Raw genomic sequence first — 22,172 nt, 5'->3', positions numbered from 1 at the left:
ACAATGTCGGACAAGCTGCGCTGGGAAAGGAGATCAGAGAACCGATATGGGGAACGAACGAAACGGCTGCGAGCAAGTGGAATTTGAGCTGAATGGACGCAAAGGGATTATGATATGTCCGAAAACGGCCGCATTCGGCAAGCCCTGGGTATGGAGAGCCGAATTTCTGCACGCGTTCGATTACGCCGATAACGCCCTGCTGGAGCTGGGATGGCATATCGCCTATTATCAGCTGAGCGATATGTTCGGTTGTCCATCAGCCGTCCGGCAAATGGAGACGTTCCGCGAATATATTGTCGACGAATTTTCACTGGAGCCGAAGGCGGTTTTGTTCGGCTTCAGCCGCGGCGGATTGTACGCCTTTAACTATGCGGCTGCATATCCCGATCGGGTCACGGCACTTTATCTGGACGCTCCCGTCCTGGATATCAGAAGCTGGCCGGGAGGAAAAGGCGAGGGGATTGGCTCGCCCGCGGATTGGCAAGCATGTCTGGCCGTCTATCAAATAACCGATGAAGAGGCTGACGCTTTCGATCAGAATCCGCTGGATGTTGCTCACCATGCAGCGGCAGCAGGCATTCCGATTATCGTTGTAGCCGGTGACAGCGATATGGTCGTGCCGTACCGCGAGAACGGCGCCGTTCTCGAGCGGAAATATCGGGAGTTGGGCGGGACGATTGAAGTAATCTTGATAGAAGGCAGAGAGCACCACCCGCATAGCTTGGAGGATCCGCAGCCAATCGTTGATTTTATCAAAACTGCCAGGCAGAAGGCTTCTTTAACGTAGCCGATAGGAATAAGGCGATATAGCAAAATAATATGAGGAGGAAACAGGCGATGGGACTTACGGTCAATGAGTCAAAGAACTTGATTTGCAAGGGAGCGGCTCCGTTTTTCCTGCTGGCGGATACGGTTTGGGATACGTTCGGGAATGCGACGCTGACCGAATGGGAGCAGTATTTGTCCGTACGCAAACATCAGCAGTTCAATGCCGTGCGTCCTCCAGCAAAGCCGAAACGGATTACGCTTGCTCCTTCGGGGACGGAGCTGACATGGACCTGGCATGAAGGAACGGCGGAAACGACCGTTCCTGAGCTTCATATTCACCAGATGGTCGTATTGGAGTTCTAATGAATCCATTCATGAAGATCCGCGGTTTCCGCGGATCTTTATTTCTTGCGGGAGATGCATGGTTTAGAAACTGGCGGGATAACCTATGGCTGGAAAAAGTTAGGATCGGAGGGCCATGGAATGGATTTTTTCAAAGGCCAGGAGTCGTTAACCGCAATCGAGTGGATACTGCGCAGCATAATCGGATTTGTATTTCTGATGATTGTCGCCAAAATGATGGGCCAGCGCTCCATTTCGCAGCTTCGGTTTCTTGATTTCATTATCGCGCTGACGCTCGGAAACATTATTGCCCATCCGTTATCGGATGAGCGTCTTGGGCTGAAGGGCTCCATGATTACAACCGTTACGCTCGTAATTCTATATATGACCGCAATTTGGTTACACCTGAAAATCCCGATGCTCAAGCAGTTCTTCGATCCGCCGCCTATTACGCTTATCCAAAACGGAAGGCTCGATTTCCGCAATCTTGCGAAAGCGAAGCTCACCATCGAATTCCTATTTGCCGAACTGCGCAAATCCGATGTTGAAGATATATCGAAGGTTGCTTTTGCAGCCTGGGAGCCGGGCGGTACATTATCGGTCTTCCTAGAAACCGACTATCAGCCGGTAACGCCAACGGACATGAAACTGCCGACGAAGCCATTCAATCTGACGAAGCCGATTATTACCGACGGGCATATGAAGCATGCGCTGCTGCATGAAATCGGCAAAGATCATAAATGGCTTCAATCCCAGATCGAACCGCTGTCCATCAACAATGTGATCTTAGCAACCGTCGACAGTAAACAAACCGTAAAGGTCCATGAAATACGAAAATCGCAGAATGCCTAGCCGGACGATTTTCGCGGATTTTTTAGACGAATATTCTGAATATTATTGGAGGATTTGGAGAAAGTAACATCATCCCAAAAAAAGGAGGATAAACAACAAATGGCAAGTAAAACATTAGTGGTACCACAAGCGTCTCAAGCACTTGATATGCTCAAGTTTGAGGTTGCACAGGAACTCGGTATTCAGCTTTCTCCAGATGGGTATAACGGTAATTTAACGACTTACCATGCAGGTAAGATCGGTGGCTCAATCACGCGCAGACTGGTTCAAATCGCAGAACAAAGCCTTGGCGGCAGCTCGCAAAACTGGAGATAAACAAAAAAGGCGCATGCAAATGCGCCTTTTTTAATTTTTTGGCGCCAGAGAAGCTGTCCATATTGCAGGTCCATTAGCTGAATATCCATAACAGAACCCCACCAACAATGGTGGGGTTTTGTTTTTGCGCCGAATCCGACGATTGCGAAAAAAGCATTGACATTCGTTGCAAATGCAAATAATCTATTAGTGCACTAGTTTAATAGTGCACTGGTTCGCGGTCTAAAGGAGGATCGAACGTGCAGCTGAACTTTAACAATCCCAAACCGATTTATATGCAGATGGTAGATGAAGTCAAGAAGGCTCTGGCCAGAGGAGAACTCTCGCCGGGAGATAAAATTCCTTCACATAAAGAGAGGGCTCAAATGTCGCAAGTTAACCCCAATACGGTGCAGCGGGCTTATCAAGAGATGGAGCGGGAAGGGCTGACGGAAACGCTTCGCGGCCAAGGCACGTTCATCCGCAACGATCCGGCATTGCTGCAGACGATCCGGTCTGAAATGGCGCTGGCCGCAGTCAAGCTTTTCATCGAAGAAATGCAAGGACTCGGCATCGAGCCGGGAGAGACGGAGCGCTTGCTTCGCAGTCAATTATACGATGAGAGCAAGGAGGGATAGCTCGTGACCGCGATTGATCAAAGTCCGACCATGATTGAAATAAAGGGCGTACATAAGCGTTATTTGTTAAAGCAGGCTCTGAATGGTATCGACCTTCAGATCAAGAAAGGCAGCATCGTCGGCCTGTTAGGTCCTAACGGAAGCGGAAAATCGACCTTGCTCAAAATGATGGCCGGTTTGATCTACCCTACCTCAGGCACCATCCTTGTTAACGGAAGAGAGCCCGATGTTCGAAACAAACAACAGATTGCCTACTTGCCCGAAATCGACAGCTTATACAGCTGGATGACGGTCAAGGAGACCCTGCAGTTCATCTCGGCATTTTATAGCGATTGGCAGGTGGATAAGGCCTCCCTTTTGCTGCATGCGATGGAGCTAGACGAGCGGCAGAAGGTCCGGAATCTCTCTAAAGGTATGAGGGCCAGATTGAAGCTGATCGCTGCATTAGCTCGAAAGGTTCCGCTGGTTCTGCTGGATGAGCCGTTCTCGGGCATCGATCCGATGTCGCGCGCAAAAATCATTCACTCGATTATCAGCGAATTTCAAGCAGATGAGCAAACAATCCTGTTATCCACGCATTCGGTCAAGGAATCCGAGCCCATGTTCGATGACGTCATCTTCCTGCAGAACGGTCGAATCAAAATCCATGACTCTGCGGAAAACTTGCGATCGGAGTTCGGCTGCTCGCTTGAGAATATATGGGAGAAGGTGTATGCATAGATGGCATTCCGGAAATTGTTCCTGAAGGAATGGAGAAGCATTCTGCCTATGTACGGCGTTTTTTCCGCGGCTGTGCTCTTGCTGCATGTTCTGGTTTTGTTCAAGAGCGGCGTTTGGGGCGATGAAATCGTGATGATTCTTTCCTTATTCATCCCGTATTTGTTTGCGGCCTTAATCACGATCGGAACCGGCTATTATCAGCTTCATTCGGAGTGGAGAACGAACTCGATTTATCTTCTCCTGTCCTTGCCTGTACGCGGGTGGAAGGTGTTGACGGCGAAATTGACTGCCGCGCTTTCCCTGTTGATCCTGACGAGCTTATGGATCGGAGGGAGTTTCATCCTCGTGCTGATGTTGGCCGATTGGGATGATTGGAGGGCGAGCGAGGAGCTGCCTGAGCTGTTCCCAACGCTCTTACATGTAACGGCATCCGGCTTTTTGCTGTACTGTTTTACGGTCGCTTTCCTGCTAATTGTCGTCCAATTCGCATTTTTGTGCGGGCAGCTGGTCGCCAAGCTGAAGTGGCTTGTCATTCTCGGCGCGTTTTTGGGAGCTTTATGGCTGTTGCTGCGCCTAAGTCCCATGCTATCGGGACTCCTTCTGTGGACGCCCGATCTATTCATAGTGAGCGATGATGCCGATATCCTGTATTTGCACTCGGGGCCTTTCATCGGTTTAGTGCTTCTAGGCGCGGGTTTAGTTTGGCTGAATGGCTACATTTTTGAAAAAGAAGTGGAGGTGTGAAGGGGATGTTTCGTAAGAAAAGGACGCTTCTTCTAACCTCGGTCGCCGTTTTGGTTTTCCTCTTCATCGCGGATATTTGGACGAGACAGGTGCAGCTGTTCGAGAAGTTCGCCAATCAATTCGTGAATGAGCAGAAGATGCGGGAATACGATGCGGCACACCCGGACGTCACGGCTACGGCCTCTCGGGAACTTGTGGTCAAGCGGAAGGATATTGATCAGATATCGCTTTCCGGTGCAGGTGGAACGATCTCGGTAAAACGGTCATCGGATCCCGAGGTGCGCTTGCAATATACGGTTACGGTTTCCGCCAGCAATCAGGATGACGCAAATCGAGAACGAGATGCGGTCAAGGTGGAGGAGGAGTTCGCAGATGGGAGGCTATCGTTCGTTTCCACGGCGGATGGGAAGCCGATCGACCCCCATTCCGAAGCTATCGATTACGTGCTTCTCATCCCGGATGAGATGAAGCTCTCCATTGCCAGCGAATATGGTTCCGTACTGATCGATGGGATAAGAGGGGATGTCGATGTCGCTGCGGTCAGCGGGATGCTGGAGATGGTCCATGTAACCGGAAAGATCTCCGTAACGTCGACTTACAGCAGTGCCTACTTGTCCGATATTTCGGGGAATATTGGCTTGGTCAACAGATCCGGGGATGCAAACTTGGACCAAATTACAGGTCAGATCACGCTTGACGCCGATTCTAGCCGCAATTTTATTTCACGGATTAAGGGCGGGGTTTCAGGAGGAACGGTGGACGGGCCTGTTTATTTGCGGGAGATTACTGGTCCCGTAAAGCTGCAAAGCAAGTACTCGAATATTCAGTCGGATCAGATCCAGGGCGATACCCATATCACGTCTCATTCCGGCCAAACCAAATTGATCTTAGCTGAAGACGAAGGCTACGCGCTGCATGCGAAAACAAGCGGAGGCAGCATTCAAACGCATCTTCCCATTCCAATCGAGCAAGATCAGAACGACGACAACGTGTCGCTGCTGAACGGCGTAGTCGGCGACGGTACATGGAGGGTAGAAGTAGAGGCTATTTCCGGCGATATCGTCATCAATTCCAAATAAATTAAAATTTTTAGTGAAAAAAAGGGAGATGCGACGCATGAGCAATGAATCGGTCGTAAGCTTACGAAATGTGACGAAGCGTATCGGACGTACAACGATTATCGACAATCTAACTTTTGACGTACCGCAAGGAGAAATCTTCGGATTTTTGGGTCCGAACGGAGCGGGGAAGACGACGACGATCCGCATGATGGTCGGTTTGATGTCGATTACCAAAGGCGAGATTATCATTAAAGGGAAAAATATTAAGAGTGAGTTTGAGCAAGCCATCCGCCATGTCGGAGCCATTGTAGAAAATCCGGAAATGTACAAGTTTTTGAGCGGTTATCGCAATTTAATCCATTACGCTCGCATGGTGCCGGGGGTGACCAAAGAACGGATCGATGAAGTGGTAAGGCTGGTCAAGCTGGAGAATCGGATTCACGATAAAGTGAAGAAATACTCGCTGGGCATGCGCCAGCGTCTGGGTGTCGCCCAGGCACTGCTGCACAGACCTTCGCTGCTGATCCTGGATGAGCCGACAAACGGGCTTGACCCGGCGGGCATTCGCGAGCTGCGCGACTACCTGCGCTATTTGACCCGGACAGAGGGGATTACCGTTATCGTTTCCAGTCATTTATTATCCGAGATGGAGCTGATGTGCGACCGGGTGGCGATTCTGAAGCAAGGCAAGCTGGTGGATGTGAAATTGATCGAAGATTTCATCGGATCAAACGATCGTACGCAGACTTACCTCATTGAAGCCTCGCCGGACGAAGAGATTATTGAGGGCATTCGGAGCATGGCCGGCGTCAAGGATGCGAAAGCCGTTCCGGAGGGGATGGAGGTCATCACCGAGCGTGACCGGATACCGGACATTTTAACGCATCTGATGAAGCTCAATATCAGTATTTATGGTGCCCGCGCCGTACGCCAATCGCTGGAAGATCGATTCTTGGAAATGACAGGGGGCGAGCAAATTGGTTAATTTGGTTCTCAATGAAAATATGAAGGTATACCGCCGCCCGCGGACTTGGATTATGATCGGGCTTATGGTCATTGCGGTCCTCATCGGCAGCTTCGTCGAATGGTATTACGACGGCAAAGAAGCGAAAACGACCACATGGCAGCAGCAGGTGACGGAGGAAAACCAAGTCTTTGATAAGAGACTGAGCGATCCGGATCTGGATCCGGAAAGCAAAGCGTATTTCGAAGAAGCTAAGATGGTGAATGATTATCGGTTAGAGCATCAGATTCGCCCCACGGATAGCACGATGTGGGAAGGCATTAACGGTTCCGCGCAGCTGGTCATCTTGATTACATTATTTACGGTTATTATTGCAGGTGACAGCTTGGCAGGCGAGTTCGCCACCGGTACGATCAAGCTGCTGCTCATTCGGCCGGCAAACCGGTTCAAAATTCTAGTGTCTAAATATATATCCATGATCATGTTCGGTTTCGCGCTGCTCATTATATTGTTCATCGTATCTATACTCGTGAACGGACTGCTTTACCAGTTCGGGAATATGGATTTGCCTCTATTGACCGTTAACTCTGAAGGGCAAATCGTCCAGAAGAACATGGTCGCGAACTTATGGCAAACGTATTTGCTCAATGGGGTCTCCACGATCATATTCGTCACCATGGCATTCATGATCTCTTCCGCATTCCGCAGCAGCACAATGGCGATCGGCTTCTCCATCTTTGCCTTGTTCGCAGGTTCCATTCTGATGGAGCTGCTGCAGTCTTACGATTGGAGCAAATATATGCTGTTTGCCAATATCAGTTTATCGCAGTACCTGAGCGGAAGGCCTTATCAGGAAGGGATGACGCTCGCATTCTCCATCAAGGTGCTGGCTGTTTATTACCTCTTATTTAATTTGGTTGCATGGGCGGTCTTCACCCGAAGAGACGTGGCCGCATAGACGAGAGTGCCATTTCGGCCATTCCATGAGATAACCCCGCCTATACAAGTGTTTGGGCGGGGCTTCTTTTTAAACGCTTAAATGATGCTATCCATATTAGCCCGAACTTCCGAAGAATCAAGCATTGCCGATCTAGAATCCGAGGGATCGTTATTTCCCAGTACAAGTAATGATGTTCTTCTGGCGTCACTCCAATTAACGGATACGGTTAACCCCGTATATTTAATATTAAATTCCAAGGAATGAAATAAATGGTTGAGTTCAGATAGATTCCATTCTCGTACATGGCAGGAGTTTTTAGGCGGACCAAACTCATCCATTCCTCGTACAATGTCTCTTTCCGGAGTCGACAGCAGACATACGGGAGAGAACTCCATCATCTTTTTGAGATTCCATAACAAATAAGCCGGATTAACCAAATGTTCAATCACATCTGCGCAAATAATAATCGAATCTTTTAAGATCGAATCTTGTATTTGCAGCTTCTGAGGACGGTCAAGATTATGTTCAATCCATGTTCCGTATGGATAACTGTTCGTGCAGATCTGCAGATTTTCACCATAATCGATGCCGATAATACGGAAATCGGGATATAATTGTATTAATTTTATAGCCGTGCTGCAGCCAATATCGATAACATACTTACAGCCTAGCTTCATTCCTAAATAGTGTGCTAAAACATAAACCTGAGGCTGAGAAATACCGTTTTCCCCAGTCCCATAATAATAGGCAGGTTCTTTTCTGGATTTATAACCGCTTTTTAGGTAAAAGTTATTTTTAACAGCATGTTGGATAAGCGGATTGTCCAATAGAATCACTCCTCTACGTTGAATAAACGCTTACTCATCTGTTAATTTATTCAAGTCTAGCAGGACATGCTTGGACGATCTCTGAAACAAGCCTCCTCCGGCTGCATACCGGGGGAGGCTTGTTTATTTTGTCGAATTTTCGCATTTCATATATAGTTCTGTCACTATATTTAAACTTTTAGCGAAATCGCTTACAATTACATTACTGGAAGGGCTAATTGACGAATAGGAGTTGATGTCAGGATGAATCTGCCTTTGCTTCATCTTTGCGGTGATTTCGTTGTTAGGCGCAGCTGGAAGCTGGATAAGCGTGTATTAGAGCAGCATGAACTCGTTTTTTTTCCGTTAGGAACAGGAACAATCTACCGAATTGCTGATCGATCCTATACCATTGACCGTCCTTGTTGGATTATTACGAGGGCAGGTGTGACGCATAGCTATCTATTCAGTGAAACATCCGCCACTAGGCATCAGTTTCTTCACTTTAGCGTCGACGGGTCGTTCAGCTTGGAGCTGTTAAGCGAGAATGGACCGGACATGATTCCAATCCGCGAAGGCGGCTTTCAAGAGCAGCTCATTCGTCATTTGTTAGAAGTATCTTATTGGGACAAAGACAGAGGCCGGAGCAGCATCCTGCTCGCTGCACTGCTGCATGAGCTGAATCAGTTGAACAACAAACAAAAAGAAACCGTTGCCGGTTCCTCTTATTCCCTGATTGTGAGCAAGGCACTCAAATATATGCGTAACCATTTGGTCAGTCCCATTACAGTGTCGGATATCGCAAAGCATTGCAAGCTGTCGCCCGAGCACTTATCGCGGTTGTTTGCAAAGGAAGTAGGCATTCCGGTTCGCCAAATGATTACACAGATGAGGCTTGAGCGCGCGGCGTACAGCTTGCGGCACAGCACGCTTAGCATTAATGAGATTGCCGCTCAGTGCGGATACTCCGAAAATCATTACTTCTCCCGAACATTCGCCGCTTATTTCGGAATTTCCGCTTCCGCTTACAGAGGCAAATACGCGACTCCGAGCGACAATCATATCGTGTACGAAGAGAGCATTGACGAGAAATACCCCATCAATACATACATTTACGTTAACCCTTAATGCCCGTCATCGTAATGCCTTCAATAATATAGCGTTGAAGAAGCAGGTAAACCAGAAGGACAGGCAGCACGGCAATCGTTGAGCCAGACATCATAAGCGTCCAGTCGGTAACGTACAAGCCTTTGAACGTGCTCAGCATGAGCGGAACGGTATAATTGTCCGTCGTGCTAAGGAAAATAACCGGTCTAAAGAAATTGTTCCACGTACCAAGAAAAGCGATGATGGCAAGAGCGGCCAATGCCGGCTTGACGAGCGGAATCATAATGCGCCAGTAGATCGTCCACATATTGGCCCCATCCACATAAGCGGACTCGGACAAGTCGCGCGGAATGCCAAGAAAGAACTGACGAAGCAAAAATACGCCGAACGCGCTGAACAACGAATCGGGAACGATCAGCGAAAGATGCGTATCCAGCCAGCCGAGGTTTTTAAGAATGATATAAAGCGGCACGATTGTAACCTGCTCAGGCACCATCAACATGGACAGGAAGACGATGAACAGAAGGTTGCGCATCGGAAAGTTGATTTTGGCAAACGCGTATGCGGCCATGGAGCAGGTGAGCAGCTGTCCGATGACGATCGATACCGAGATGTATGCACTGTTGAAATAAGCTTTGTCGAATGGCATCGCCGTTAACGAACGATGGATGTTTTCCCAGTACCACGGATGCGGGAACAGGGTAGGCGGGACGATGAAGATTTGGGATATATCCTTCAAACCGCTGAACACCATCCATAAAAATGGCGCAATCATAATGGTCGAGACGATGATCAACACAAGGTGGAGTACGAGTTTAGAGATATCCAGCTTCAAATGAGGAGCGCGGTGCTGGGTACGCTTCTGAAGCGCTTGAACCGGCTCCGTCTTAACCGTATTCATTAGCATCCACCCTCCTTAGTCAGCGTAATGTACCCATTTGCGGGACAAATGAGTTTGCAGCAGCGTGAAGAACAGTATAATGACGAACAGAACGACTGCAGCAGCCGAGCTCTTGCCGAATTGGAAATTTTTGAAGGCCAGCTCGTAGAGATGGTAGACCATCGTATAGCTTGCTTTTGCCGGGCCTCCGCTCGTCATAACAAAAGCAGTATCGAACACTTTAAACGAGTCGATGACGGCAATGATGGTCACGAACAGGGTTGTCGGCGACAGAAGCGGCAGGGTAATGCGCCAAAATTGTTGGTTCTTAGTCGCGCCGTCGATCATCGACGCCTCGTAGTAATCTTTGGAAATGCCCTGCAGACCTGCGAGGAACAGCACCATATTAAAACCGATGCCTTTCCAAATGCTCACGATGGCCAGCGATGGGAGGACAAGATGCAGATCGGTCAGCCATTGCGGTCCTTGTATGCCAAAGGTGAGCTTAAGCAGGACATTGATGATGCCGAAATCTCCGTTCAACAGCCACATCCAAACGATGGCTACCGCGACGGAGCTCGTCACGACGGGCATGAAGAAGAACAAGCGATAGACGACGCGCATGCGCACATTGTTCAGGGCAACAGCCGTCAGCAAGGAGAGGAAGATGCCCATAGGAACCGTCAATACGGAGAAATACAACGTATTCGTCATTGCTTTCTGAAAATCAGGATTTTTGAAAGCATAGGTAAAGTTGTCGATTCCGATGAAAGCTGCTGCGCCAAACCCGTCCCAATCCAGCGTGCTGAGCACGAAGGCCGCAATGAGCGGGATTAGTGAGAACGCTAGAAGCCCAATCAGCTGCGGTGCAATAAAGACAAATCCCCAAATCGCATTCGATCGTTTAGGATTCATGGTGGCCCTCCTGAATACATGGATTGAATAGTAGAGAAGGGGCGGAATGAATTCCTCCCCTTCAGCAATGGTTATTAGTCCGTTATTTACCGCCCGCTTCGGCGATTTTCTTATTCACGCCTTCAGCCATCTTCTTCAGCGTCGTTTCTGCGTCCTGCTTGCCGAGAAGGAGCAGGTCGTAGTTATCCTTCACGACATCCGATGCGCCTGGTACGCCGGATTCCGACGGCCAGAGCGCATAGCCGATTTCACGAGCGTCGAGGAAGTATTGCGCATGCGCAGGCTGTGCATCTTTATCGAGAACCAGATCATCGACTCCGGATACGGAAGGAACGGCATTGCCGCCTTTCAGACGGAACTGTTGGCCTTCCTTGGATACGAAGTAGGAGAGGAACGCATAGGCTTCCTCAGGATGAGCTGTCTTTTTATTCATGACCATATAAGCGGTAGGGATGCCGGCTGGCTCCATTTTATTGCCGGTATTCGTAGGCAGCGGAACGATATCATACTGCAGCGCCGTGTTAGCATTGAACTGCGGTACCCACCAACGGCCGGCGATGCCGAAACCGACTTGGTTGGACATAAACATCGCATCCGGACCTTGACCCTTCGGCAGGGAGCCGGAGAAGACGAAGTTTTCGTTCTTCACGTTGTCGGCTAAGTATTGGAACGCCTCAATCGTCTTTGGATCCTTATCGCCGACGAATTGGCCGCCTTGTTCTTGATCGTACACTTTACCGCCGTTCGTCGTTACCCAGGAATAGATCGGGGAAGACCAATCTTCCAGTACGAGGCCGTATTTGCCGGCCGCTTTAATTTTCGCGGTCAACTCGGAGAGCTTCGCCCAGTTCCACTGGCCCGCTTCATACAGCTGGTTCGGATCTTCGGTAATGCCTGCATCCGCCAATACTTTTTTATTGTAGTACATGACAAGCGGGTTACAGTCGACGGTTACGCCGAAGATTTGATCGCCCTTCTTGGCGCCGCCCCATAATCCATCGGCAAAATCAGAAGCTTTGATCGGGCTGCTCGGCTGGTCCATCATTTGAGTCAGCTCGGAAATCGTGCCGTTAGCGATCAGCTTGACGACCGTCTGGTCGCCTGCGTAGAAAACATCAGGTGCCGTACCGCCCTGAAGCTGCGTAATGATCTTTTCCTCGTACCCGTCATTAGGAACGGCTACGAGCTCCACTTTTACGTTCGGGTGATCTTTGTTATACTGATCCGTCAATTCGTAGAAGCGCTTCAATTCTCCGGGGTTGCCCCATGTGCTCCATTTCAGGGTAATGACTTCTCCATCGGATCCGCCAGAGTTGCTACATCCAGCGAGAGTCATCGATAGAATTGCAATCGATCCGGCTGTCAGCTTCCATGTCTTCTTCATTGCCCACTCGACCCCTTCCAAAATTGAAAATCACCCAATTATAGTTAATACTAGTGAGAGTCTAAGATGTTAAGCAGATTATAATGCTGAAATGGTAACGGTTTCAATGTGAATTATCCGTACAAGATATGGACTTTTTTGATATCGAGGCGAAGGAGGATAAACTGATGTGCAAAGAAAAAGCGCTTGGTCAAATCGTTATTTTAAACGGAACGCCAAGATCCGGCAAGTCAAGTATCGCCGCTGTCATTCAAAATGGATTTGATGGGGTGTGGATGAACATGGGGGTGGATCTGTTCATGCAGATGACACCCGAACGCTTCCGGCCGGGAATCGGACTACGACCTGGCGGAGAACGCCCCGACCTTGAGCCGCTTATTGCGAATCTGTATGTTGCCATGTATGAGTCCATTGCTGCGCACAGCCGGCTTGGATTGAATGTTGTCGTTGATGTTGGTCATCACGATGAATATTCTGCGCCGCTTGGGATTCTTCCCAATTGTGCCCGAATTCTCAGCGGGCTTCCCGTTTTGTTTGTGGGCGTGAGGTGCCCGATAGAGGTTGTGATGCAGCGGCGGATTGCAACGTGGAAGGCCGGTTACGAAAAGGATGGAACCGTCCCTTATCCGGTGAGGTTGTGGCAGGATGCCGTCCATACGCCAGGTATATACGACTTGGAAGTCGACACCTCGGTTCAAAGTCCAGAAGAATGTGCTGGTAAAATACGCCTGCGCCTCGAAGAGGGGGAACCGTTTTCCGCATTCAAGCAAATTGCGACTTTATAAATGATACGTTCATGATCGCAATGAGATGGATAAAGGGGATGAATGTGCGTTGACGGATCATGAAATCGGAAAAGATATCCAAAAAGCAGTGACGGATAATGCAGGAGGCGGTGTCCGCGGTCTTCGCGCACAACCATCGGCAGAGCTGTTTCAGGCAGTGCGTCACTATTTTGGGCTGCATATCCTAGAAGACGGCACCGACCTCGGTGGATCAGATACCTTGAACTTGCTAGTTACAGATATCCAGAACCGCTATGTAGTTCGTGTATACCGTCCGTACGTTACCGAAGCCAGACTGTCGGACATCCAGCTCGCTCGTCAAGCGCTTAAAGTAAACGGCGTACCAACATCGGAAGTGATCTTAACACGGAACGGTCACCAATGGATTACGTTTGACGAGCGACTTGTAGAAGTCGAGAAATACGTAGAGAAAGATGCCCGCATGGCTGTATATGACAACTTAATGCTCGGACTTCCAGTGCTAGGTCAGATTCATACGATACTTAAGGAAGTACAATTTAGCGCGGCAGGAAGGAGCCCGCTATTTGCAAATCACATCGAGCCGCAAAAAGCGATAGACATGACACTGCGAGGCACTGAACGAATCCGTGAATGGAAAAGCTCAAATCATCTCAGACTCGCAGAGGCTGCAGAGGAACTGGCTCACTTGGTCTTTGAGGGTGAACAAAAGCTTGTCCCAATGCTTCCGCGGCAGGTGGTGCATGGTGATTACTGGGATACGAATGTATTCATCCGTAATGATCGCATCGTACTCGTTGCCGACTTTGACTTCATGGGCGAACGTGCACGAATCGACGATCTTGCATTGACACTGTACTTCTTCGATTGTGCCAATGAACCAGTCTCGAAGAAGCGTTTGAGCAGATTACGAAATCTTATCGACGCATATAATGAGGGGTTGTCCGAGCGCTTGTCAATCATAGAACGAATGGCTCTCCCGCTCGCGATCGCACGGCAACCGCTTTGGTCCATCGGCGGGTGGATTGCCTTGCTGGATGATGAGGAAGCAGCACGGCGGCATGCGTCGGGAATGCTTGATGAAGTAGAATTTGCATTGCGCATTGTACGGGAATTGGATAAATGGCAGGCTGCGTTCATCTAGTTTGCTTTTTTAATATCGTTAATTATTTATGATATTGAATATTCATGGGATTAACATTATTAGGAGGGGCTTATCCGGATGCGATGAAGCTATGGGGAGAAACATTGGCATCGATTGACAAACAAAAACCACCACGTTCCATGAACGTGGTGGTTAGCTTTTTGGCGTTATGGCGCAGATTCAGGCGATGACGGCCGTTTCGGCTGCCCGGGCAGGCGGTTCGCCTGCTTCAACGCCTCGCGAATAATAAATTCGAGATGTCCGTTTACGCTGCGGAATTCATCGTTGGCCCATTGCTCCAGCGCTCGGTAGATGTCAGGATCGAGACGAAGCGGAAATGCTTTCTTATCGGTCGCGATATGTCATCACACCTTACGTATACAGCGTGCCCGTGTTAATGACGGGAGTTGCGCCTTTATCCGATACGATTGCTACCATCAGGTTGTTCGTCATCGCTGCGCGCCGTTCGCTGTCGAGCGCGATGCCGTTCTCCTCAAGTCGGCGCAAGGCCATCTCGACCATGCCGACCGCGCCTTCTACGATGAGATGCCGAGCCGCTACGATGGCTGATGCTTGTTGACGCTGCAGCATGGCGCTTGCGATCTCCTGGGCATAGGCCAAGTGGGTAAGGCGGGTTTCTAAAATCTGCACGCCGGCAATGGACAACCTGTTCTGCAGATCGGACATCAATTCATGCGCGACCTCGTCAGCGTTGCCACGCAGCGTGAAGGAACCATGATCCGCGAAGTTGTCGTAAGGATATTGGGCGGCGATATGCCTGACGGCCGTCTCGCTTTGAATTTCAACGAACTTCTCGTACTGGTCCACGTCGAAGGTGGCTTTCGCCGTATCGACGACCTTGAAGACCACAACGGCGGCGATTTCCACCGGATTCCCTTCGGCATCGTTAACTTTAAGCTGCTGGCTGTTAAAGTTTCGCACCTTCAGCGACACGGTTCGTTGCGCAGCAAAAGGCATAACCATCCAAAAGCCGCTTTCAAGCACGGTGCCGACATACTTTCCAAAGAAGGTGATGACCTTGCTTTGGTTCGGATGAATGATGACAAGCGAACTCAATCCGATTAGTAAAAGCAACATTAGTACGGCGGAACACGAAATAAGCAGCCCGCTCGGGTTTGCGCCTACTCCGTAAACTAAACAAATTACGGCGCCTGCCGCTATTACAGCGAACAGTAACAATGCAATGAATCCATTTACGTACCAGGCTTTCCTTTCGATCATTGGCGACACCTCTCGCTTTCCTGAATATCATTATGATATAGTGATGATATCACTTTTAGGATTATTTTACAATTCGATTATTGGTCGGTACTTGAGGAAAAGCTGGATACTATCGCGTTGCAGAAGCTAGGTTAATGAAACCCTTTTTACCGACATACGTAAAAAAACATAATAAAAATCAACGGAAGGAAGAGATACTGGTATGAGAAAGCTGATGATGCTTTTATTCGTTCTTTCAACCATGACGCTAAGTGCATGCTCTCTTATAGAAAAAGCAGACCAATCCTTACAGTACGTAGATCAAGCTCAGGAACATATCAATAAATTGGCTGATTTTGCGGAACAAGCACCGCAAATGATCCAAGATGCCGCTACTAATCCTGAAACCAAGCAAAAGCTAGAAGACCAGCTAAAGGCATTAAAAAAGGAAATCGAACAATTTAATCTGACCGAAGCCCCTGCGATCGCAAAAGATTTACATCAACAATTGATCGATAAAAATAACGTATTATTGCAAGAGATCAATAAAGTGTTGGCAGAAGGCCATCTTGCACTGGATCAGCTTCAGAACTCACCGATCATAAAAACAATCAACGAAATAACGAGCTTGATGAACCGAATCGAAAATTTAGGAGCGTAACTGCCGGACGTCCGGTAGTCGGTGATCCATATTCCGGATATGAAGATCCGCGGTCTCCGCGGATTTTTTTTTAGGAGGACTGCAATGCAGCCACACGAATTGATAAACGATATAAAGTCAAAAGAGGATTTTCTCAAATTTCTCACAGCTCTTAGGAATGACTTAAGCACGAATGATGAAGACTGGGAAAACCCAACCTTAGCTAGGTACCTCGAGGCCATGGAAGCCTGGATTACGGATTCGGATGCTTACTATATCAACACAAACCAGCTCGTTCCAAAGCAACCGACATGGAAGACGTTTGCCGATATTTTATATGCGGCAAAAATTTACGAATAAATAGCATTCGTATACTGGAGCAGTTTGCCGAAGGCAACCGCTCTTTTTTTCATTTCATGAACGGGCAACATAGTTTTATGAAAAGCGGGCATAATACTTCCAAAAAATGGGGAAAAATGTTATTCAGAAAGGAGAAGACAGGATGAAAGGTCAAGGTATTCATCGGTTGTTCCTGATCGGCGCAGCCTTCATTGCGTTGATTTGCGATCCGGCGCAGACTTTGGCGCTCAAATCGGAACAACCTTCCGTCCAGTTGATCGTCAAAACCTCGCCCAATGCGGCCTTTGCATCCAAAATGACGCTCGATCCAGAAGTTTGGGTCAATGCGGTTGCGGAAGGCACAACACAAAAAACAGAATATGCTCCTATCACCGATACCTATTTGTCGATCAACGATAAAGCCTATAGCATCGATCTGGCCTATCAGTTGTACGATACGGCGCACTCCCTGGCGATTCAGCTCAGCGGCAACATGAAGCAACAGCTTAAAACCCATGTATCGGCTCTGAAATCGAAGCATTACGGAAGATTGTTATCGTGGCCTGAAGCCAAGCAAATCATTACGATGAAATCGATGGTCACCGTTGTCGATCTGGAAACCGGCCTGAGGTTTGAGGTGCAGCGGAGAGCGGGCAGCACGCATGCCGACGTTCAGCCGTTAACGAAGCGCGACACGGAGATTATGAAGGAGATTTATCAAGGAAAGTGGAGTTGGAGAAGAAGGGCCATCCTTGTTGAGAAAGACGGCAATACGATCGCCGCTTCCATGCACGGCATGCCTCACGGGGGAGACGGCATTCCGGATAACGACTTTAACGGACATTTTTGCATCCATTTCCTGGGTAGCAGCACGCATAAAACCGGGAGCGTAGATCCGGATCACCAGACGATGGTACAAAAGGCGGCCGGCAAGCTAACGCGGTATGTGCAGCATGCTTCGCCAAACGATGTTGTGGAGCTGTTTTTTATCTCGATCAATCAGCGGGACCCCGAAATCATGACCGCGATATTCCCATATCGCAACCATGAGCAATTGGCGCGCCTGAAGCAGGAGGCGGCCGGCATTATTGCCATCCGCAGAATGTCCGATTTCGCGGAGAGCGAAGCATCCGATCTGCTTGCCATCGATATACCGGCCACGGCGGTTATTTATCGCGACGGTTTCCGGAAGGCGGAGAAGTCGCTTGTCTTTCAATTACGCAGAAGCTCCGTCTTGCAGGCCTGGAAAATCGAACATGTGGAGAACGCCTTATGAATTGGCTCTGGATGACGGGCATATTGTGGCTTCTTCAGCAGGGCGTCAGTGAAGAGCAATTATCCGTGACGCTTCAGGGGCGATCCCCCGTCGTGATCAACCGCGCGGATTACGCATCACCCGGTTTCACGATGGTGGATTTGGACAAATTCGACCGGCTTGTAAAAACCTTGGAGCAACAAAGCTATGAAGCCCCTCGCAACGCGGCCATTAACGATCAAGGGGGAATCATACCCGAAGAGAATGGGCACAGACTCGATCAGAGGGTGTTTACCGAAAAGTTTTTCGAGTTCTTTTACGGCACAGGTTCATCCGTTATCGATGCGCCGCTTGTCGACGTCTATCCGCGGGTTGACCGCGAGCTGCTGGCGAATATTAAGGAAAAGCCGATCGGCCAATATGCGACCTACTATAACAGCCGCAATAAAAACCGTTCGCATAACATCAAGCTGGCAGCAAAGGCGATTAATAATACGGTCATTTTCCCTGGAGAAACGTTCTCTTTCAACAAGGTCGTCGGCAAGCGTACGAAAGAAAAAGGCTACCTGGAAGCTCCGGTCATCGTCAGAGGCGAATTATCGGAGGGGATCGGCGGCGGGATTTGCCAAGTCTCTTCAACGCTGTTCAATGCGACCGACCGTGCGGGGCTGCGTATCGTGAAGCGTTATTCGCACAGCCGAAACGTGCCGTATGTGAGGCCGGGGCGCGACGCGACAGTCAGCTGGGACGGTCCCGATTTTGTCTTTCAGAACCTCTACAATCAGCCGATCCTCATTCGAGCTCAGGCGGTTCCCGGCAAATTGTTCGTGGCTATCTATTCCTCCGACGTCATCGAGTACAAGCCGCGCGAGGTGCCCGGCATGTCATTCGGACATCTGCCTGAGGAAATATCCGCATCTGATGCAGAAAACGAAAAAGCCGGCCACATCCATTGATTGTGCAGTTGGTTCAAGAGTAAATAACAATGCAGCCGTTATCGACGAACGGCTGTTTTTTTTCGCTAGCTTGCATGGAATGAGTTAAAATCTATTTATTCTAAGCTATTGTGAAGGGTCAGCATGCGAGGGGGAATTCGACATGGGTGACGCGTTTAAAGATTCAGATTATCCGATGGTATACATACCAACGGGCATCGCGCAACTAAGGGATGATCGAATCAAGAAATCTTGGACGGTTCAGGTAGATGCTTTTCGGCTTGCGCCGATACCGGTTACAAAGGCATTATACAGCTTAATCACGCGACAAGAAGCCTGTCCTCCTCATGCCGCGCAGACCCCTGTTACAGATGTGTCATGGCAGGACGCAATCAACTTTTGTAATTTGTTTTCCAGGCACAGTGGTCTAAAGGAGTGCTACTCTATAGGCGGCGATGGTGAGGTCATTTGGAACACCGAGGCTGACGGATATCGTCTCCCAACCGAGGCGGAGTGGCAATACGCGTGCAAAGCGGGAACTAACGGTTACAGGTACGGCGAACTGGATACCATCGCTTGGTACCGCGATAATTCGGAAGGCTACGTCCGAGAAGCAGGGAGTAAGGACCCCAATGCGTGGGGCCTTTATGACATGCTGGGCAACGTCTGGGAATGGTGCTGGGATGTATACGACGCAAACGTATATGGTTCCTACCGAGTTTTCCGTGGCGGCAGCTGGGCGGAGGAACCCCGGGGCTGCGGAGCAACGTGCCGCCGCCGCAGTCATCCGACATTTCGGATTGACGATCTCGGCTTTCGAATCGCGAGGTCTTTGTAACGTTCTATAAATAAAATCAGGGCCTGAAAGTACCTGAACCATGGTACTTTCAGGCCCTTTTTTTCAAAATGGATCAATTCAACGCATTTACGATGCATTTCAATTCAGAGCCTACCGCCTCCGGCAGTTCGGTAACCGATCCGTCAGGGAGCGATACCGTCACGGGCACGCCCGGCGGAGCATCGATCTGTAAGCAGAATGCGTTGTTGTCATCATATCGCCAAGAGACATAGACCATCCCTGCCGAGGTAGGCACGGCCCCGGATGCCCATTGAAGCGTTCCCGGGCGGGGAGCTACGGCAATGCGGGCAAAGCCCGGTTCAGCCGGCGTAATGCCCAGTATTTCCGCTGGAAATTCATACAAAGGAGCAGCCCCCCAGCCATGGCAATCGCTGCGCTGCCATACGGGGTCTTCGACCCAAGCGGTCAAGTGGAGGTCGACTTGTTCGCGCCATATATCCCACAACGATGCGGTCTGGCCATAAAGGCCGGTTTGCGACAGCGCGCGGAAGAGGAAATGGACGTACGCGATGGAAGCCTTCGGAAGTCCGGGATCGGCAAGCATGCTCCGCATCAGTACCTCAGCTTCCTTACCAGTTACAGCGCCGGATACTACAGCCCAAATTTGCGGATGTTGGCTGTATTGCTGGACGGAGGGACCGTCCCGGAACAGGCCGCGATCCGATGAGTAGCATGACGCACGAACCGCGGCGTTGATGCGTGCCACTCGTTCCCGATACTCGGCGGCCACGCAGCCGCGGCCCGTATACGCATTGAGGTCGGCCGCTTTCTGAAGCGCATCCGCATACATCAGATTGATGACGGTCAGCGGCCCGACGCGGCTTGCCGGAGGCGCGCCGTACAGTTCTTTCCATTCTTCGACCCAGTCGATCATCTGCCAATAGCTTTCCGGCAGCTGCCCGACCAGGCCATCCGCACCAACGCGCCGGGCGAACCATTCCAGAATGGCGTCGATCGTCGGCCGGTAACGCGCAACCAGGGCAGCATCGGAAAAATGGATATAATGGTCGTGCACCATCAGAATCCAGAAGAAGGAGAAGCCGGTGATTACTTGCGGGATGACGGACGGATAACGCGCTTGAAGCAGACCGCAGGGAAGAAGGGAACTGTGAAAATCATGGATGGCTTTGCGGGCTAGCCGATCATCGCAGCTGACCATATAGGTGTAAAGAATCTGCAGCCGAGTATCCATCGTATATTGCATTTGCTCATAATACGGCGTATCTTCATAGGTCTCATGCATGCAGCGGGCAAGCGTGTTCAAGCTGATGTCCCAAAGCGGGCTAAACGATTCGTCCGAGCAAGCGAAGTGCCCCGTTACTTCAAGCGGGTAGCCTGTATCGCGGTACGTGAGGCCGATCACGGTGAGCGGATCTGACTTTGCCGTCACTTCAAGCCGTACAAAACGAAATCCGCGGAACCAGAAAGGCTCGTAATATTCGGGATTTCCCGCAACTCCCGTTCCAGCTGCCGCATAGATGTCCGCTGGACCATACAGCGCTTTACCTTCCTTCCATTCGTCACGAATTCCTTTATCGCGCTTCCCGCCGGGCGCCGAGGGATATTCATAGCACTCCGAGCAGAGAAGCCGAACCTCGGAACCGGACCCGCCGGCTAACCGAAGCTGCAGATACCCGGTACTGAGCGCGCCGGCGTCGAGCTCGAACCAATGCGTCTCTCCCGCGGAAACCGCATACTCTGACAGATCAACCCCGACTCCGGAGAACGGCTCCTCGTTTACCTCGTTGCGAACCGTCTCCACACCGCCGCGAACAACTCCCGACCGCATGATCCGCCTGAACTTTCGTTCCGTCTCATATAAAGCAGGTATCGTCCGAGCCGTCAATTGCCAAGGCATTTGCGCGCCCCACATCCCGTCATGCGTATCGCTGACCGTCTCGGCAGCTGACCAGCCGCCATCGTCAAACCCGGCTCGCTCCCAGCCGTGGGGGACTAAGGCACCATCAACCGTCTCGGGGCCGCCGACGAACAACGTAAATGTTTCTTTCTGGTATCGCACGGAACGGTCTCGAAGCGCGAGCCACGAACCTGATCCGGTATGCAGCGGCTCTATGACGCTGCCATCCGAGTCTTCGAGCTCGCCATTTAATAGAAAGGCCCCGCGATCGGACCGCCACACGGAAGCCGGGCTGCTGACTGCATTTCTACTGTTCATGACATACGGAAAATGCACAACCTTAGCGGCAAGCACATTGTTTCCGGACCTCAACCGGTAGGATAAATCAATCGTCTCGTAAAAGTAGGCGGAGCCGTCGCCTTTGCATGGACCAACGGAAACGGATTCCCCGTTCAGTAACAACCGGTACCGGCTATCCGCGGAAACATCGATCGACAACCGGCATGCCTTGCCTTCCGGAACATGAAAGGAGCGTCTGAAATAGACAATATCATGACTCGACGCATCCGCCGAGCCAACGTTCTCCGGCAGCCAAATCCACTTTGCCCGCCAGGCTTTATTTTCCTCCACTACGAACACTCCTTCTGCTGAGTATGCGAATATGCGAATCTCACTCAGTAGTACTAGAAGGCAACCGCATTTCCTGCCAACAATTACTAAGAAGACATGAGAAGACAAGAAA

General features: G+C 50.1%; 24 protein-coding genes. 18 read left to right on the top strand and 6 right to left on the bottom strand.

Annotated features, from left to right (window positions below; all coding sequences use genetic code 11):
• Positions 1 to 46 precede the first annotated feature (46 nt).
• From DL346_RS09475 to DL346_RS09430, 10 genes are all read left to right on the top strand, one after another.
• Entirely contained in the window at positions 47 to 787 is a 741-nt protein-coding gene (locus tag DL346_RS09475; protein WP_112881904.1) for an alpha/beta fold hydrolase, read from the top strand.
• A gap of 50 nt (positions 788 to 837) precedes the next feature.
• Complete coding sequence (locus tag DL346_RS09470; RefSeq protein ID WP_112881903.1) at positions 838 to 1,131, top strand: apiosidase-like domain-containing protein; 294 nt, start codon at positions 838 to 840, stop codon at positions 1,129 to 1,131.
• Positions 1,132 to 1,251: 120 nt separating this feature from the next.
• Positions 1,252 to 1,962, top strand: a complete 711-nt coding sequence (locus tag DL346_RS09465) for a DUF421 domain-containing protein (RefSeq protein WP_112881902.1) — start codon at positions 1,252 to 1,254, stop codon at positions 1,960 to 1,962.
• Between the two features lie 99 nt (positions 1,963 to 2,061).
• On the top strand, positions 2,062 to 2,277 hold the full coding sequence (locus tag DL346_RS09460; protein ID WP_112881901.1) for an alpha/beta-type small acid-soluble spore protein: 216 nt from the start codon (positions 2,062 to 2,064) through the stop codon (positions 2,275 to 2,277).
• Positions 2,278 to 2,516: 239 nt separating this feature from the next.
• Positions 2,517 to 2,894, top strand: a complete 378-nt coding sequence (locus tag DL346_RS09455) for a GntR family transcriptional regulator (RefSeq protein ID WP_240633108.1) — start codon at positions 2,517 to 2,519, stop codon at positions 2,892 to 2,894.
• A 3-nt stretch (positions 2,895 to 2,897) separates the two neighbouring features.
• Positions 2,898 to 3,614, top strand: a complete 717-nt coding sequence (locus tag DL346_RS09450) for an ABC transporter ATP-binding protein (RefSeq protein ID WP_112881900.1) — start codon at positions 2,898 to 2,900, stop codon at positions 3,612 to 3,614.
• Positions 3,615 to 4,358 (top strand): hypothetical protein, encoded by a 744-nt coding sequence (locus tag DL346_RS09445; RefSeq protein WP_112881899.1) that lies wholly within the window; start codon positions 3,615 to 3,617, stop codon positions 4,356 to 4,358.
• A 5-nt stretch (positions 4,359 to 4,363) separates the two neighbouring features.
• A complete protein-coding gene (locus DL346_RS09440; protein ID WP_112881898.1) occupies positions 4,364 to 5,437 on the top strand; it encodes a DUF4097 family beta strand repeat-containing protein in 1,074 nt (357 codons plus the stop codon).
• A 37-nt stretch (positions 5,438 to 5,474) separates the two neighbouring features.
• A complete protein-coding gene (locus tag DL346_RS09435; RefSeq protein ID WP_112881897.1) occupies positions 5,475 to 6,404 on the top strand; it encodes an ABC transporter ATP-binding protein in 930 nt (309 codons plus the stop codon).
• On the top strand, positions 6,397 to 7,341 hold the full coding sequence (locus DL346_RS09430; protein WP_112881896.1) for an ABC transporter permease: 945 nt from the start codon (positions 6,397 to 6,399) through the stop codon (positions 7,339 to 7,341). Before DL346_RS09435 ends, DL346_RS09430 begins: the two co-directional genes overlap by 8 nt.
• 77 nt (positions 7,342 to 7,418) lie before the next feature.
• On the opposite strand, the gene DL346_RS09425 is transcribed toward DL346_RS09430, so the two are convergent.
• Positions 7,419 to 8,150, bottom strand: coding sequence for a class I SAM-dependent methyltransferase (locus tag DL346_RS09425; protein WP_112881895.1), 732 nt, complete (start codon positions 8,148 to 8,150; stop codon positions 7,419 to 7,421).
• A 426-nt stretch (positions 8,151 to 8,576) separates the two neighbouring features.
• Between DL346_RS09425 and DL346_RS09420 the strand changes: the two genes are divergently transcribed.
• Positions 8,577 to 9,257 (top strand): helix-turn-helix domain-containing protein, encoded by a 681-nt coding sequence (locus tag DL346_RS09420; RefSeq protein WP_165822444.1) that lies wholly within the window; start codon positions 8,577 to 8,579, stop codon positions 9,255 to 9,257.
• Here DL346_RS09420 and DL346_RS09415 read toward each other — a convergent pair.
• The 3 genes from DL346_RS09415 to DL346_RS09405 all read right to left on the bottom strand — a co-directional run bounded on the left by DL346_RS09415 (position 9,247) and on the right by DL346_RS09405 (position 12,415).
• On the bottom strand, positions 9,247 to 10,137 hold the full coding sequence (locus DL346_RS09415; protein WP_112881893.1) for a carbohydrate ABC transporter permease: 891 nt from the start codon (positions 10,135 to 10,137) through the stop codon (positions 9,247 to 9,249). The two genes, DL346_RS09420 and DL346_RS09415, sit on opposite strands and share 11 nt — an antisense overlap.
• Before the next feature lie 15 nt (positions 10,138 to 10,152).
• Entirely contained in the window at positions 10,153 to 11,031 is an 879-nt protein-coding gene (locus DL346_RS09410; protein WP_112881892.1) for a carbohydrate ABC transporter permease, read from the bottom strand.
• A gap of 82 nt (positions 11,032 to 11,113) precedes the next feature.
• Positions 11,114 to 12,415, bottom strand: a complete 1,302-nt coding sequence (locus tag DL346_RS09405; RefSeq protein ID WP_112881891.1) for an ABC transporter substrate-binding protein — start codon at positions 12,413 to 12,415, stop codon at positions 11,114 to 11,116.
• Between the two features lie 167 nt (positions 12,416 to 12,582).
• Here DL346_RS09405 and DL346_RS09400 point away from each other — a divergent pair, with 167 nt between their 5' ends.
• Both DL346_RS09400 and DL346_RS09395 read left to right on the top strand, forming a co-directional pair.
• Positions 12,583 to 13,200 carry a chloramphenicol phosphotransferase CPT family protein gene (locus tag DL346_RS09400; protein ID WP_112881890.1) on the top strand — a complete coding sequence of 206 codons (618 nt, stop codon included), beginning with the start codon at positions 12,583 to 12,585 and terminating at the stop codon, positions 13,198 to 13,200.
• Between the two features lie 49 nt (positions 13,201 to 13,249).
• Positions 13,250 to 14,323, top strand: coding sequence for a phosphotransferase (locus DL346_RS09395; RefSeq protein WP_165822443.1), 1,074 nt, complete (start codon positions 13,250 to 13,252; stop codon positions 14,321 to 14,323).
• 372 nt (positions 14,324 to 14,695) lie between these two features.
• Here the strand turns inward: DL346_RS09395 and DL346_RS09385 are convergent, their stop codons facing one another.
• Entirely contained in the window at positions 14,696 to 15,565 is an 870-nt protein-coding gene (locus DL346_RS09385) for an SPFH domain-containing protein (protein WP_112881888.1), read from the bottom strand.
• A 202-nt stretch (positions 15,566 to 15,767) separates the two neighbouring features.
• On the opposite strand from DL346_RS09385, the gene DL346_RS09380 reads away from it, so the two are divergent.
• The 5 genes from DL346_RS09380 (at position 15,768) to DL346_RS09360 (ending at position 19,551) form a co-directional block, all read left to right on the top strand.
• A complete protein-coding gene (locus DL346_RS09380; RefSeq protein ID WP_112881887.1) occupies positions 15,768 to 16,205 on the top strand; it encodes a DUF6376 family protein in 438 nt (145 codons plus the stop codon).
• Between the two features lie 84 nt (positions 16,206 to 16,289).
• Positions 16,290 to 16,544: a DUF7660 family protein gene (locus DL346_RS09375; protein WP_112881886.1), complete on the top strand. Its 255-nt coding sequence runs from the start codon at positions 16,290 to 16,292 to the stop codon at positions 16,542 to 16,544.
• Between the two features lie 142 nt (positions 16,545 to 16,686).
• Positions 16,687 to 17,799 carry a hypothetical protein gene (locus DL346_RS09370; RefSeq protein ID WP_112881885.1) on the top strand — a complete coding sequence of 371 codons (1,113 nt, stop codon included), beginning with the start codon at positions 16,687 to 16,689 and terminating at the stop codon, positions 17,797 to 17,799.
• The gene (locus DL346_RS09365; protein ID WP_112881884.1) at positions 17,796 to 18,734 is read left to right on the top strand and encodes a VanW family protein; all 939 of its coding nucleotides are present in this window, start codon (positions 17,796 to 17,798) and stop codon (positions 18,732 to 18,734) included. The genes DL346_RS09370 and DL346_RS09365 overlap by 4 nt, the downstream gene beginning before the upstream one ends.
• Positions 18,735 to 18,876: 142 nt before the next feature.
• Positions 18,877 to 19,551, top strand: a complete 675-nt coding sequence (locus DL346_RS09360; RefSeq protein ID WP_240633107.1) for a formylglycine-generating enzyme family protein — start codon at positions 18,877 to 18,879, stop codon at positions 19,549 to 19,551.
• Between the two features lie 73 nt (positions 19,552 to 19,624).
• Here DL346_RS09360 and DL346_RS09355 read toward each other — a convergent pair whose 3' ends face one another.
• Positions 19,625 to 22,060 (bottom strand): alpha-L-rhamnosidase-related protein, encoded by a 2,436-nt coding sequence (locus DL346_RS09355; RefSeq protein ID WP_165822442.1) that lies wholly within the window; start codon positions 22,058 to 22,060, stop codon positions 19,625 to 19,627.
• Between the last annotated feature and the right edge of the window lie 112 nt (positions 22,061 to 22,172).

The organism is Paenibacillus montanisoli (genome assembly GCF_003268025.1).
GTDB lineage: Bacteria > Bacillota > Bacilli > Paenibacillales > Paenibacillaceae > Paenibacillus_Z > Paenibacillus_Z montanisoli.
This window is presented reverse-complemented; position numbering and strand designations above follow the sequence as displayed.